The following is a 13,068-nucleotide window of genomic DNA, read 5'->3' as shown; positions in this document are numbered from 1 at the left end:
GGCTCGGGACCTGAGGCCGCTCAGCTCGCGTCCCGGCTCACCCGCAGCGCCTGCGTGACCAGCGGGGCCTGCAGCGGCAGGCGCAGCACCGACACCAGCTTGACCGGCAGCGACGCCTTCGGGTTGCGCAGGCTGTCGGCGGTGAACTGCACATTTGCCGGGAATACCGCGATGAACAGCAACGCCGCCAACCGGCCGCCGAGCCGCCGCGTGCGCGGAATCGCCAGCGCGGTCGCCACGCCGAGTTCCGCGGCGCCCGACCAGTAGGTGTAGGTGCGGGCCCGGCCGGGCAGCGCGCGCGGCACGATCGAGTCGAACGGCTTCGGCGCCGCGAAATGCAGCACGCCGGAACCGAACAGCAGAGCGGTCAGCAGATACCGGCGGCGCTGCCGGGCGCGAGTGTCGTCCATACCGATCACTGTCGCATTCGCGCGCCACCGCGTCGAGTCCGCGCCGGACCGGTACGCTGCGGTTCCGTGGTGCACGACAGGATCGGTGGTTCCCGTGTTCGATGAGGCGTCGCGCGGCCTACGTCGTCTGACAGACCGCCCCGACTATGCCCTGGTCGGAATTCTGCGCATCCCGGAAATCCAAACCAGCCCTTGGGTTTCGCTGGCCCGTCGCGTGGTATTCGCGATCACGTTGCTGTTCACCGCGACCTTGGTGGTGTATGTCGGCCGCGACGGATATCACGACAACCAGGGCAGCGACCTGTCCCTGCTGGACGCGGCGTACTACTCGACGGTCTCGCTGTCGACCACCGGATACGGCGACATCACGCCCGCCACCCCGCAGGCCAGACTGGTCAATATCCTCGTGGTCACGCCGCTGCGGGTGCTCTTTCTGATCGTGCTGGTCGGCACCACGCTGCAGGTGCTGACCGAGCGGTCCCGGCAGGCGTTCAAGATTCAGCGATGGAGGCACAGGGTGCGCAATCACACCGTGGTGGTCGGATACGGGACGAAGGGCCGCACCGCCGTCGACGCGATGCTGGGCGACGGCGTGCAGCCCGGCGACATCGTCGTCGTCGACACCGACCAGGTGGCGCTCGAGCGGGCGGCCACGGCGGGCCTGGTGACCGTGCACGGCTCGGCCACCCAGTCCGACGTGCTGAAGCTGGCCGGGCTGCAGCACGCGTCGTCGGTGGTGATCGCCGCCAACCGCGACGACACCGCGGTGCTGGTGACCCTCACCGCCCGGGAACTGAATCAGAAGGCCAAGATCGTCGCCTCGATCCGGGAGGCGGAGAACATCCACCTGCTGCGCCAGTCCGGCGCCGATTCGGTGGTGGTGTCCTCGGAGACCGCGGGGCGGCTGCTGGGCATCGCCACCACCACCCCGAAGGTGGTCGACATGGTCGAGGACCTGCTCACCCCCGAGGCGGGATTCGCCATCGCCGAACGCGAGGTGGAGCCGGACGAGGTGGGCGGTTCGCCCCGGCATCTGCGCGACATCGTGCTGGGTGTGGTCCGCGGCGGCGATCTGATCCGGGTCGACGAGCCCGAGGTGGACGCGCTCGAGGCCGGTGACCGGCTGCTCTACGTGCGCCGCGCGCACAAGTAGTCCGGCGCCGCTCCCGTCGCTCCCGCCGGATACCCTCGGGAGCGTGTCAGGTTTTCAGCTCAAAGACGTTCCGCTGCTGTCGCGTTCCGCGCTCGATCGTGCCGAGGAGCTGCGTTCGGACGAACAGGCGCTGAAGGAGGGCTGGCCGGGCGCGCGGCTGCTGCGCATGAACCGGCGCGGTCAGGTGCGCATCGACGGCGGGACGATTCTGCTGGAACCGGCGACGACGCTGGCGGCCGAACCGGTTCCGGAGGCGGTGTTCCTCGGCGTCGACGGCGGCCACCACCTCTGGGCGGTGCGCGACAACGAACTCGACGGCACGCTGATGGACCTGCGGGTGGTCGGCAGCGCCCTGCACCTCGACGACGTCACCCTCGGCATCCTGTCCACCGCGCTGGCACTGCTGAACTGGCACGACCGGGCGCGCTTCAGCGCCGCCGACGGCACCGCGACCACCCCGGCCAGCGGCGGCTGGACCCGGGTCAGCGAGGCCGGGCACGAGGAGTTCCCCCGCATCGATCCGGCGGTGATCTGCCTGGTGCACGACGGCGGTGACCGCGTGCTGCTGGCCCGCCAGCACACCTGGCCGGAGAAGATGTTCTCGCTGCTGGCCGGATTCGTCGAGGCGGGGGAGTCGCTGGAGCGGTGCGTGCAGCGCGAGATCCGCGAGGAGGTCGGCGTCGATGTGCACGACATCCGCTATCTGGGCAGCCAGCCGTGGCCGCTGCCGCGCTCGCTGATGCTCGGCTTCGCCGCGGTCGCCGATCCGGAGCAGCCGCTCGTCTTCGCCGACGGCGAGATCGCCGAGGGCTACTGGTTCACCCGCGACGAGGTGCGCCAGGCCCTGGCCTCGGGTGCGTGGGGAGCGCCGACCGGAACCTCCGATGCGGTGGCGCAGCAGCGGCTGTTCCTGCCGGGCTCCATCTCGATCGCGCGCAGCATCGTCGAGGCATGGGCGGCGCGGTAACCGCTCAGGCGATGGCCGCCAGCGCCTGCTTCACCTGAGCCAGGCTCGGGTTGGTGGCGGTGGAGCCGTCGGCGTATTTCACGGTCGGCACCACGTGGTTGCCGCCGTTGACGCTGCCGACGAACTCGGCGGAAGCGGGATCCTGCTCGATATCGATCTCGGTGTAGGTGATGCCCGCCTCCTCGAGCTGCTTCTTGAGGCGGCGGCAGTATCCGCACCAGGTCGTCGAGTACATGGTCAGGTCGGTAGCTGTCACGCATGCATTCAACATCGCCGGCGCCGAACCTGTTCCCGCAACTGCGCGATTTCGCGACCTCGCGGGCTATGGTCGGCGCGTGAGGCATCGAGTGCGTACCGAATTCGAGCATGCCGACGACAGCCCGGGCCTGCTGCTGTGGCAGGTGACCAACCGCTGGCAGGCGGCTCAGCGCGCGGCGCTGGCCCCGTTCGGCCTCACCCATGTGCAATTCGTGCTGCTGGCTTCGCTCATCCGGCTGGCCGACAGCTCGGGCGGTGAGCCGGTGATGCAGCGCGATATCGCCGCCCACGCCGCCACCGATCCGATGATGACCTCCCAGGTGCTGCGGGCGCTGGAGCGCAAGGGGCTGGTGCAGCGCCGCGAGCATCCGCACGACCGGCGCGCGAAAGCGCTGGTCCCGACGAAAGCCGGTGTGGCCCTGGCGGATCGGGCCATCGTGGCGGTCGAGGCGTGCGACGGCGAGTTCTTCGGGACGCTCGGTGACGAGGTCTCGCGATGCACCGGTCTGCTGCGCCGCCTGCGTGACCGCTGAGACCCTCGCCCGGGAGACGGCGTCCGCGGTCTGTCGGTGGGCACTGTCATGATGGAGCCCGTGCCCGCGCCGACCACATCGCCCTCGCTCCGGCTCGACGGCCTCGATCCCGAACAGGCGGCCGCCGTCACCGCGCCGCGCGGGCCCGTCTGCGTGCTGGCGGGTGCGGGCACCGGCAAGACGCGCACCATCACCCATCGCATCGCGCATCTGGTGTCGGCCGGGCACGTGCGCGCCGATCAGGTGCTGGCGGTCACCTTCACCGCGCGGGCGGCGGGGGAGCTGCGCAGCCGGCTGCGCGGGCTCGGGCTCGGTGGTGAGGCGAATACGGTGCAGGCGCGCACCTTTCACGCCGCGGCCCTGCGGCAGCTGCGGTATTTCTGGCCGCAGATCGTCGGCGATGTGCCGTGGAAGCTGATCGACAGCAAATTCCCGATCGTCGCGCAGGCGGCGGGCCGGGCCGGGCTGCCCACCAGTACGGAGAGCCTGCGCGACCTGGCCGGGGAGATCGAGTGGGCCAAGGCGTCGCTGGTCGCGCCCGAGGATTACGCGGCGACCGCGGCCCGCCTCCGGCGCGAGATCCCGTACGAGGCGGGCAAGGTCGCCGCCGTGTACAGCGGCTACGAGCAGCTGAAGAGCACCGCCGAGGGCCTGCTGCTCGACTTCGACGACCTGCTGCTGCACACCGCCGCCGCGCTGGAGGACTATGCCTCGGTCGCCGAGGAGTTCCGCGGCCGCTATCGCTGTTTCGTCGTCGACGAGTACCAGGACGTCACGCCGCTGCAGCAGCGCGTGCTCGACGCCTGGCTCGGCGACCGCGACGACCTCACCGTCGTCGGCGACGCCAACCAGACCATCTATTCGTTCACCGGCGCCACCCCCGGCCATCTGCTGGACTTCTCGCGCCGCTTCCCCGACGCGACCGTGGTCCGGCTGGAGCGCGACTACCGCTCCACCCCGCAGGTGGTCTCGCTGGCCAACCGGGTGATCGGCGCCGCCCGGGGCCGCATCGCGGGCACCCGGCTGCAGTTGATCGGCCAGCGCCCCGACGGCCCCGAGCCGTCGTTCGCCGAATACGACGACGAACCGGCCGAGGCCCTCGCCGTCGCCAAGGCCATCGCCCGCCTCATCGGCAAGGGCGTCCCCGCGGGCGAGATCGCCGTGCTGTACCGGATCAACGCGCAGTCCGAGGCATACGAGCAGGCGCTCACCGAGGCCGAGATTCCGTATCAGGTGCGCGGGGGCGAGGGCTTCTTCCAGCGCACCGAGGTCCGGCAGGCGATCCAGGCACTGCGCCAGACCGCCGCCCGCGACGACCTGCCCGACGCCCGCGGTGCCGAACTGGTCAGCCTGGTCCGGGCCGCCCTGGGCCGCCTCGGCCTCACCGCCACCGAGCCCAGCGGCGCCCAGGCCCGGGAGCGCTGGGCCTCGCTGACGGCGCTGGTGCAGCTCACCGAGGAGGTCTCCGCCCACGACCCGGCCCTCGACCTGGGCGGTCTGCTGCGCGAGCTCGCCACCCGCGCCGAGGCGCGCCATCCACCCACCGTGCAGGGCGTCACGCTGGCCTCGCTGCACGCCGCGAAGGGCCTGGAGTGGGATGCGGTATTCCTGGTCGGCCTCGCCGACGGCACCCTGCCCATCGCCCACGTGCTCGGCGACGGCGGCACGGTCGCCGACGAGGCGGCCCTCGAGGAGGAGCGGCGGCTGTTGTATGTGGGCGTCACCCGCGCCCGCGAACATCTGCAGCTGTCGTGGGCACTGTCGCGCAGCGAGGGTGGGCGCCGCACGCGCCGCCGCAGCCGATTCCTCAACGATCTGGTGCCCGAGGAGTCCCCGGCCTCGCGCATCGCCCGGCCCACCGGCGACCCGCGCCGCCGCCGGCATCCGACCTGCCGCGTCTGCGGTCGCCCGCTGCTGGGCACCAAGTCGACCATGCTCGGCCGGTGCTCGCGCTGCCCCGCCGAGATCGACTCCGGCCTGCTGGCCGCGCTGCAGGAGTGGCGGCAGGAGAAGGCCGACGAGCTGTCGGTCCCGCACTTCGTGGTCTTCAGCGACACCACGCTGACCGCTATCGCCGAGCAACTACCCGCCGACGACCGCGCGCTGGTGGCGATCCCCGGCATCGGGGCCAAGAAGCTCGGCCGGTTCGGCGCGGACGTACTAGCGATAGTCCGATCGCGCGCGCGTGCGCAAGACCATAAAACTGCAGGTGAAAAATAGGTTGTGCGGTTGTGTAACGCACCCGTAGGGTGGGGATCACACACCGGGAGGTCATCCTGGCGTGCACAGTGAGCATTCGGATCACAAGAAGGAAGGAGGCAGACCGATGAACGCAATCGCAACCATCGCGTCGACCGGCGTTGCGGCGACGGCGATTACGTGCGCGCCTGCCTCCCGGGGGGTCCTCGCTTCGCAGGGGACCGGCCTGTCCGTCGTAAGCATGCATGGAGCCGCGGCACCGGCGCCGACGCATGCGTTCGCGCCGATCATGACGGACAAGCCCGAGTGGGGCTGGCATCTGGCCTTTGCCGACGCATCCGCCAATGCCTACGTCGCCGACAACAAGCCGGTCGGCAACCAGGCAGTCCGCCTCCGCCGCACCAACCCAGCGTCCGTGTTCAGGGATCGACACCGAAGTCGACATAGGTAGGGATCACCTCCCCTAAGCCTCCTGGCCACGGATCGCCCGAAGCGAAACCGTGGCCATAGTTTTACCGGCTCTCCAGCCACCGGCACCGGTTTCGCGGAAGACAACGAAACGACCGCTGCACGAGCTGAAGGAGAGACGACGTGTCTACCGCGACCGTTCCTCGCGTGACATGCCGCGCTACCGTGGCCCCGACTTCCCGCACCCGGGGAGTCACGCTCAACCTGCCCTGCCGGGTCGGCAACCCCGACCTGTGGTTCGCCGAGAACCCGGCGCAGCTGGAGGAGGCGAAGGCCCTGTGCGCCAGCTGCCCGATCCGCAAGGGCTGCCTGGCCGCGGCACTGGATCGCCGTGAGCCCTGGGGAGTTTGGGGTGGCGAGATCTTCGACCAGGGTGTCGTGATCGCCCGCAAGCGGCCCCGCGGCCGCCCGCGCAAGGTGGCCGTGGCATGAGTGCCCGGCACCCCAGCGAGCACGAGCAAGCCCCGCATCTCTGTCAGAGGTGCGGGGCTTGCCCTATGCGGGCCAAGTGGGATCTGTGAGGTGCGGGCTTGCCCTATGCGGGGCCATGTGGGATCTGTGAGGTGCGGGCTTGCCCTATGCGGGGCCATGTGGGATCTGTGAGGTGCGGGCTTGCCCTATGCGGGCCATGTGGGATCTGTGAGTGGCGCGCGAGTCGCACCTTCTCTGTTTCCGGCGTGCTTTTGGCCGGAATCGGGTGGTGGGGTCAGCGGGGGCGGTGTGGGGGGTGGCGGACTATGAGGCCGTCGGCTACGGCGAGGAGCAGGGTGATGGTGTCGTCGGTGTGGGCCCACCAGCGGTGTTTCGTTCCGGCCGCGCAGTAGTAGGTGTCGCCGGTGGCGAGTTCGATCTCGGAACCGTCGGCGGCCACGGTGATCGTTCCTCGCACCACGTAGATCAATTCGTCGTTGTCGTGGGCGAACTCGCGCTCGCCGCGGCCGGTGCCGCCGGTGAACTCCAGGGCGCGCAGATCCCGGCGGCCCTGCACCAGTGATCGCACCGAGCCGTCGTCGCCCGGATCGGCCTGCGGCAGGACCGGTTGCGCGCCCGCCCGCACCACCGCGGCGCGCGGCTCCGGATCGGCCTCGGCCAGCAGTTCGGTGGCGGTGGTCCCGAGCGCATCGGCGATCCGCTGCAGCGAGCGCAGGCTGGAGTTGGTGCGGCCGTTCTCGAACTGGCTGAGGAACGACGGCGACAGCGCGGTCCGCTCGGCCAGCTGCGCCAGCGTCAGACGCGCCGCCAGCCGCCGATTGTGCACCACATCGGCGAGACTCAACCGGCTTCCGTCCTCACCCTTCGCGTGCACTCACCCAGCCTCTCAACGGTTTCGGGCTTCATTGTCGGTTCCGCGCCGACGCAGCACAGTTTTTACATCACGGTGATCGCAAGTCTTCACCCTCGTCCTACCGTACTGAATATTCAGCGAAGCTACATTTTCAGGAGGTGCGGTGGAACAGAACACGCTCAAGCGCCGGGGGACCGGGCTGATCGGTATCGATCCGGAGCTGTCGTGGCCCGGTTACACCCTGTACGCGCCGCTGGCCGGGCGGGGCGTGGTCGATCTGGTGGATCCGAAGGGCGAACCGGCGCATCGCTGGCACCTGCCGCATCGCCCGGGGCGGCACGCGCGGCTGCTGCCCGGCGGCGTCCTGGCCTACAACGGTGCGACGCTGTCGATTCCGCCGCTGTTCGCGATGTGGCGCAAGTACAGCGGCGGTTCCATGGGCAAGTACGGCCCGGACGGCGCGCTGCTCACCGAGTTTCGCGACGACTACCAGCATCACGACGCGCACCACTACGACGACGGCCGCATCCTCTACACCGCCGTGGAGCCGTTGACCGGCGCCGCCGCCGCGCGGATCGAGGGCGGGGTCGCGGGCACCGAGGCCGACGGCGTGGTCTGGGCGGATGTGATCCGGGAGGTCGCCGCCGACGGGACGCGGCGGTGGGAGTGGAAGGCGTTCGAGCACCTGGATCCCGCCGAATTCGGCCTGCAGCCCCACTACTGGCGCGAGCACTGGCCGCTGATCAACAGCGTCCATCCGCTCGACGAGAACACGGTGGTGGCGAGCCTGCGCAGCGTCTCGGCGGTGATCCGGATCGACAGGCGCACAGGGGATTACACCGTCCTGGCCGACCGCTCGACCGTCGCCCAGCAGCATCACGCGACCCCGGCCGGCGACGGCAGGCTGCTGGTGTTCGACAACGGCACCTTCCGCACCGGCGAATCGGTCACCTACAGCCGGGTCATCGAAATCGACGCCGACACAGGCGAACTCGGCTGGACCTACCAGGACTCCCCGCGCGAGGCATTCTTCACCCCGTTCATGGGCGGAGCCCAGCGGCTGCCCAACGGCAACACGCTGATCACCGAGGCCGCGTTCGGCCGCATCTTCGAGGTGACCGCGGACGGTCGCATCTGCTGGGAGTACGTGGTGCCCTCCTTCACCACATACCCGGACCCGGACACCGCGGCGATCTTCCCGGGCCTGTCCAACGCCGTCTTCCGCGCGTATCGCTATGCGGCCGACGAGATCCCATGGCTGCGGTAGCTCCGGTCGACGAGGTGCCGCCGGTAGGCCGGTTGCTCGCCGCCGCGGTGCAGCACCTGCTGGTGATGGTGGCGACTCCGATCGCCTCGGTGCTGCTGATCGGGCGCAGTCTGCATCTCGACGACGGAGACACGCGCGCATTGCTGTGCGCCGCTCTGCTTTTCAGCGGAATCGGCACGATTCTGCAGTCGTCGGGACGATTGTCGCTCGGTGCGGGCCTGCCGTTCGTGATGCTGCCGGGCGGGGCGGCGGTGGTGCTGTTCATCCAGATCGCCCAGGAATCCGGCGGTGCCACGGCCAGCGGCGCCGTGCTCATCACCGCGGTCGCCGGGATCGTCCTGGTCCCGGTGGCGCGGCGCCTGGTGACCCGGCTGCCGACGGTGGTGATCGCGAGCATGATCGTGGTGATCGGCGTGAACCTGGTGAAGGTGGCGGGCGGGCTGATCACCGGCCCCGGCGACCAGCCCACCCGGACGGCGGTGACACTGGCCGCGGTCACCGTGGCCGCGACCGTGCTGGCGCACCGGGTGCTGCCCCCCGGCTGGCGGCGGCTGTCGGTGCTGATCGGCATGGCCGTGGGTACTCTCGTCGCGGCCGCGCTGGGCCAGTTCCACCTGCAGCCGGGTTCGGCGCTGGTGCAGGCGCCGCAGCCGTTCCTGTTCGGCACACCGCATTTCGATCTGCTGGCGTCGATTCCCTTGCTGGTCTTCGGAATCGGCTCGATGGCCGAGGCGACCGGTCAGACCGTGCTGAACGCCAAGGTGGTCGGCAAGGAGATCGATACCGGTGCCACCGTCGGGCGCACCATCCGCGGCGATGCGGTGACCTCGCTGCTGTCGGGGTTGTTCGGCGGGCCGTCGATGGTCACCAGCGGGGAGAACATCGGGCTGATCCGGCTCACCGGCGTGCGCAGCCGGTACGTCACCGCGGCCACCGGCGCGCTCCTGGTGGTGATCGCCTTCGCCGCGCCGATCGGCCGGATCGTGAATTCCCTGCCGGGACCGGTGATCGGCGGCACCGCGGCGATCGCCTTCGCGATGATCGTCACCGCGGGCATCGGCATGTTCGAGCGGGTCGATCTGGGTTCGGACGCCGAACTCGTGACGGCCACAGCGGCTTTGACGGCCGGTCTGCTGCCGATCCTGACCCCGGCGCTGTACCGGGGCTTTCCGACCGATCTGCGGCTGCTGCTCGGCAGCGGGGTCACGATGGCGGCGCTCGTCGGCATCGCCGTCCACCTGCTGTTCGCCGCCCGGCGCCGGAATATCAGCTGGCGGTACGGTATTCGGCGTAGCCGGGAACCCAGTCGTGCATCAGCTTCATGAACGGGACCTCGGCGTCGAGCTGCGCGCAGATGCCGATGGAACCCATCAGCACCCGGAAGACCATGATGTCTTCGGGCGGAAGCTGCAGGGCCATACCGGTTTTCAGCTCCGGTCGGCTGACATCGGTGGCCTTCCCCGCGACCCGCTGCATCCACTTGCGGGTGAAGTGGAACGACTCGGTCTGGATCGGATCGGTGAACGGCCGCAGGTAGTCGGCGATCTCCTGATGGGACACCTTGCGGCCCGGGATGACGAAGCCGTTGGTGTACATCAGGTCGGTCAGCTCCTCGAACCGCTCCTCGACCGCCAGCGCCACCATCTGCCCGAGAATGGGCCGGAAGCCGTTGGGCAGCGGCGCGCAGGCGCCGAAGTCGATGACCGCCAGGCGGCCGTCGGGCAGCACCATGAAGTTGCCCGGATGCGGGTCCGCGTGCAGCTTGCCGACGATCGCGGGGGAGGAGAAGTGGAACTCGCCCATCAGCTCGGCGACCTGGTTGCGGAGGACGGCGGTGCCCGCCGGATCGTCCTCGCCGCGCTTGATGATCGCGGAAACCGGTGTGCCGTCCAGCCATTCGGTGACGATCACCTTGGGCGCCCCGGCCACCACCTTCGGCACCAGGAAACGCGGGTGGCCGTCGAAACCCTTGGCGAAGGCCCGCTGGTTGGCGGCCTCGGTGCGGTAGTCGAGCTCCTCCTCGGTGCGCTCGGTGATCTCGGCGAGGATGGGCTTCACGTCCGCGCCGGGAATGACCGCGCCGATCATCCCGGCCATCCGGTTCAGTGTCTTGAGGTCCGCGCGCAGCGCCTCGTCGGCGCCCGGATACTGCACCTTCACCGCGACGGTGCGCCCGTCGGACCACACGGCCTTGTGCACCTGGCCGATGCTGGCCGAGGCGGTCGGCTCGTCGTCGAAGGAGTCGAACCGCTTGCGCCAGCCCGTGCCCAGCTGCTGATCCAGCACCCGATGCACGGCCGGGGCGGGCAGCGGCGGGGCGGCGGCCTGCAGTTTCGTCAGTGCCTCGCGGTAGTGCTCGCCGAATTCCTCCGGGACCGCGGCCTCCATCACCGACAGCGCCTGCCCGAATTTCATGGCGCCGCCCTTGAGCTCGCCCAGCACCGCGAACAGCTGCTCGGCGGCCTTCTGATTCAGTTCGGCGTTGATCTCGCCCCTGTCGCCCCCCGCCAGCTTGCGACCGAATCCCACGGCCGCGCGACCGGCGATACCGAGCGGGATCTTGGCCAGCTTGGCATTGCGGGACGAGCGACGGCGCACAATCTCAGACACCTACTCATCATGGCCGACGGACCATGTGATGTGCCATGGGAATCGGGTGAACTTATAGGTCTCACAGAGTGGTGGTATCGGTCACATCCAGCGGACTGGACGTATCAATCTCTCGACTTTTCCCGCATCCCGCGCGGTGGGGCGGTCAGGACGGCCCGGCAGCCGCAGGCGGCGTGCGCGGGCCAGCTGCGGCGGTGGATGCGGTGGGTTTCGGTGTCCAGCTCCAGTGTGGTGTCCAGGGTTTGGGGCGGGGGATCGGGAGTTCCGGCGATGACGATCTCGAGGTCGCGCAGGGCCAGGGCCGCGGTGGCGGCGATCATCGCGGGTGAGCCGTAGCCGATCCGGCCGAGCAGCTGCGCCGCGAGATGCGGCCAGTCGGCGTCGAGTTCGCGGCGGGTGAGGTCGGCGCAGCGCAGGCAGCTCGTCCCGCCGGGCAGCACCAGCGGCCCGACCACGCCGCGGCCGTCGCGGATGCGCAGCTGCAGGTGCGGAATCCGCCGCAGCACCAGATCATTCACCAGGTGGGGTTCGGGCACCAGCGCATCGGCGAGCACCACCACATCCGCGGTCGGGCCGGTGCCCGGCGGGTCGGCGTCGCGGGAACGGCTGGGGCGCAGCCCGAGTCGGCGCACCCCGGCGGCGACCGCCTCCGACAGCGGGCCGCGGCCGTGTACGTGCACCGAGCGGACCCGCCCCGGGCTCGACTGCGGCCGGATCAGGAATCCGGCGCGGTCGATCTCGGCGAGCAGGTGCAGGGCGTCGCCCGCCGCCATCCCGAATCGGCTTGCCTGCCAGATGATCTGCGGATGGCTGCGCAGACCGTCCAGCAGCTTCAGGAATTCGGCGACGAGTTCGGCGCCGACTCCGGGTGGATCCACCACCACCGCGCGCTCGGGATCCCACCCCAGCTGCACCGCGCCCGAGGGCCGCCGCAGCACCGCCACCCGCGGATGCAACATCGGCCCACGCGGCCGAAATATGGTCATGCCCGCAAGTATCGGCGCCGCGTGCGGTGCCCGGACCCCGAAAACCCCTGGTTATCCACAGAATTCGCGACTCATCCACAGGTCATCTCGCCAGGACACCCCGCTGTCCCCGCCCCGCTCACCGGTGTCCTCCCCACCGCGGGCCCACGCGGTAATCCCCAGGCGCCGTGCGGGAATGTGGGTTGGCCGGGGTGGGGGGTTCACAACGTGAGGGGCGCGAACCCGGTGAATTCTCCAGATCGTCGGCGCTGGTGGGTCGGGCGCGGGCGGGGTGGGAAAACAATGGTTGTCCCCTCGGAAGAAACCCGCCGGAACGGCTCGGCCGGATTCGCTGCAAAGGAGCACCATGGGAAGCGTATCCGTCGACGTCCCGCACGTGGCGTCGCATGAACGACTGCGATCGCGCAACGACTTCGCCGTGGCGGCCGAGCGCATCCGCGACTACGCCCGCGCCGTCGGCAACTGCGACCGCATCCACCTCGACGCCGCCGCGGCCGCCGCGCGCGGATTCGGTGCGCTGGTGGCGCCGCCGACCTTTCCGACCATGGTGTGGATGCGGGCCGAGGAGGAGACCCTCGCCGCCATGGTGCCCGGCTTCCACAGCGGCCGCATCCTGCACGCCGACCGCACCCTCGACATCACCCGCCCGCTGCTGGCCGGGGACCGGGTGAGCTGCGATGTGCATTTCGAGTCGTTCCGGCACTACCGCGACTACGACATCGTCTCGATGGCGACGACCCTGCGCGACAGTCACGACCGGATCGTCACGGTCGGCTCGTCGACGCTGCTCGTGCACACCCAGCGCACGGCCCCCCCCCGCGGGGCGCGCGGCCCCCCGCGCCGGGGCGGACAGGTTGCGGCCCCGCCCCCCCCCCCCCGCCCCCGCGCGGCGCCCCCCGGCCGGCCCCGGGGGCCGGCGCCCGCCCCAAACC

14 protein-coding genes are annotated in these 13,068 nt (G+C 70.3%); 9 read left to right on the top strand and 5 right to left on the bottom strand.

Annotated features, from left to right (window positions below):
• Positions 1-20: 20 nt before the first annotated feature.
• Entirely contained in the window at positions 21-410 is a 390-nt protein-coding gene (locus QH290_RS07025; RefSeq protein ID WP_280382300.1) for a DoxX family protein, read from the bottom strand.
• 94 nt (positions 411-504) lie between these two features.
• On the opposite strand from QH290_RS07025, the gene QH290_RS07020 reads away from it, so the two are divergent.
• Positions 505-1,563, top strand: a complete 1,059-nt coding sequence (locus tag QH290_RS07020; protein ID WP_280382299.1) for a potassium channel family protein — start codon at positions 505-507, stop codon at positions 1,561-1,563.
• 43 nt (positions 1,564-1,606) lie between these two features.
• Entirely contained in the window at positions 1,607-2,530 is a 924-nt protein-coding gene (nudC, locus tag QH290_RS07015; RefSeq protein ID WP_280382298.1) for an NAD(+) diphosphatase, read from the top strand.
• A 4-nt stretch (positions 2,531-2,534) separates the two neighbouring features.
• Here nudC and QH290_RS07010 read toward each other — a convergent pair whose 3' ends face one another.
• Positions 2,535-2,786, bottom strand: a complete 252-nt coding sequence (locus tag QH290_RS07010) for a mycoredoxin (protein WP_280266835.1) — start codon at positions 2,784-2,786, stop codon at positions 2,535-2,537.
• Positions 2,787-2,865: 79 nt separating this feature from the next.
• Between QH290_RS07010 and QH290_RS07005 the strand changes: the two genes are divergently transcribed.
• From QH290_RS07005 to QH290_RS06990, 4 genes are all read left to right on the top strand, one after another.
• Positions 2,866-3,321, top strand: a complete 456-nt coding sequence (locus QH290_RS07005; protein ID WP_280382297.1) for a MarR family winged helix-turn-helix transcriptional regulator — start codon at positions 2,866-2,868, stop codon at positions 3,319-3,321.
• 48 nt (positions 3,322-3,369) lie between these two features.
• Entirely contained in the window at positions 3,370-5,541 is a 2,172-nt protein-coding gene (locus QH290_RS07000) for an ATP-dependent DNA helicase UvrD2 (RefSeq protein WP_425303561.1), read from the top strand.
• Between the two features lie 106 nt (positions 5,542-5,647).
• On the top strand, positions 5,648-5,971 hold the full coding sequence (locus QH290_RS06995) for a hypothetical protein (protein WP_280382296.1): 324 nt from the start codon (positions 5,648-5,650) through the stop codon (positions 5,969-5,971).
• Between the two features lie 182 nt (positions 5,972-6,153).
• The gene (locus QH290_RS06990; protein ID WP_114699484.1) at positions 6,154-6,420 is read left to right on the top strand and encodes a WhiB family transcriptional regulator; all 267 of its coding nucleotides are present in this window, start codon (positions 6,154-6,156) and stop codon (positions 6,418-6,420) included.
• Positions 6,421-6,694: 274 nt separating this feature from the next.
• Here the strand turns inward: QH290_RS06990 and QH290_RS06985 are convergent, their stop codons facing one another.
• Positions 6,695-7,294: a helix-turn-helix domain-containing protein gene (locus QH290_RS06985; RefSeq protein ID WP_280382295.1), complete on the bottom strand. Its 600-nt coding sequence runs from the start codon at positions 7,292-7,294 to the stop codon at positions 6,695-6,697.
• A 142-nt stretch (positions 7,295-7,436) separates the two neighbouring features.
• On the opposite strand from QH290_RS06985, the gene QH290_RS06980 reads away from it, so the two are divergent.
• Both QH290_RS06980 and QH290_RS06975 read left to right on the top strand, forming a co-directional pair.
• Positions 7,437-8,540, top strand: coding sequence for an aryl-sulfate sulfotransferase (locus QH290_RS06980; RefSeq protein WP_280382294.1), 1,104 nt, complete (start codon positions 7,437-7,439; stop codon positions 8,538-8,540).
• Entirely contained in the window at positions 8,528-9,865 is a 1,338-nt protein-coding gene (locus QH290_RS06975; protein WP_280261712.1) for a uracil-xanthine permease family protein, read from the top strand. Before QH290_RS06980 ends, QH290_RS06975 begins: the two co-directional genes overlap by 13 nt.
• Here the strand turns inward: QH290_RS06975 and QH290_RS06970 are convergent.
• Positions 9,807-11,150, bottom strand: coding sequence for an ABC1 kinase family protein (locus QH290_RS06970; RefSeq protein WP_280261714.1), 1,344 nt, complete (start codon positions 11,148-11,150; stop codon positions 9,807-9,809). The genes QH290_RS06975 and QH290_RS06970 overlap by 59 nt on opposite strands.
• A gap of 104 nt (positions 11,151-11,254) precedes the next feature.
• The gene (locus QH290_RS06965) at positions 11,255-12,136 is read right to left on the bottom strand and encodes a hypothetical protein (RefSeq protein ID WP_280382293.1); all 882 of its coding nucleotides are present in this window, start codon (positions 12,134-12,136) and stop codon (positions 11,255-11,257) included.
• A 346-nt stretch (positions 12,137-12,482) separates the two neighbouring features.
• Here QH290_RS06965 and QH290_RS06960 point away from each other — a divergent pair.
• Positions 12,483-13,068 (top strand): FAS1-like dehydratase domain-containing protein (locus tag QH290_RS06960; protein ID WP_280382292.1); only part of this gene is annotated, 586 nt, incomplete at its 3' end.

The sequence above is a fragment of the Nocardia wallacei genome, from assembly GCF_029869545.1.
Lineage (GTDB): Bacteria > Actinomycetota > Actinomycetes > Mycobacteriales > Mycobacteriaceae > Nocardia > Nocardia wallacei_A.
Note: the sequence above shows the minus strand (reverse complement) of the source record. Positions and strands in the feature narration are given on the sequence as shown.

Bases quoted from the DNA above. Each gene is read 5' to 3' on its own strand.
- QH290_RS06965 (WP_280382293.1), bottom strand. From the start codon at position 12,136: ATGACCATATTTCGGCCGCGTGGGCCGATGTTGCATCCGCGGGTGGCG.
- QH290_RS06975 (WP_280261712.1), top strand. From the start codon at position 8,528: ATGGCTGCGGTAGCTCCGGTCGACGAGGTGCCGCCGGTAGGCCGGTTG.
- QH290_RS07025 (WP_280382300.1), bottom strand. From the start codon at position 410: ATGGACGACACTCGCGCCCGGCAGCGCCGCCGGTATCTGCTGACCGCT.
- QH290_RS07000 (WP_425303561.1), top strand. From the start codon at position 3,370: ATGATGGAGCCCGTGCCCGCGCCGACCACATCGCCCTCGCTCCGGCTC.
- QH290_RS06995 (WP_280382296.1), top strand. From the start codon at position 5,648: ATGAACGCAATCGCAACCATCGCGTCGACCGGCGTTGCGGCGACGGCG.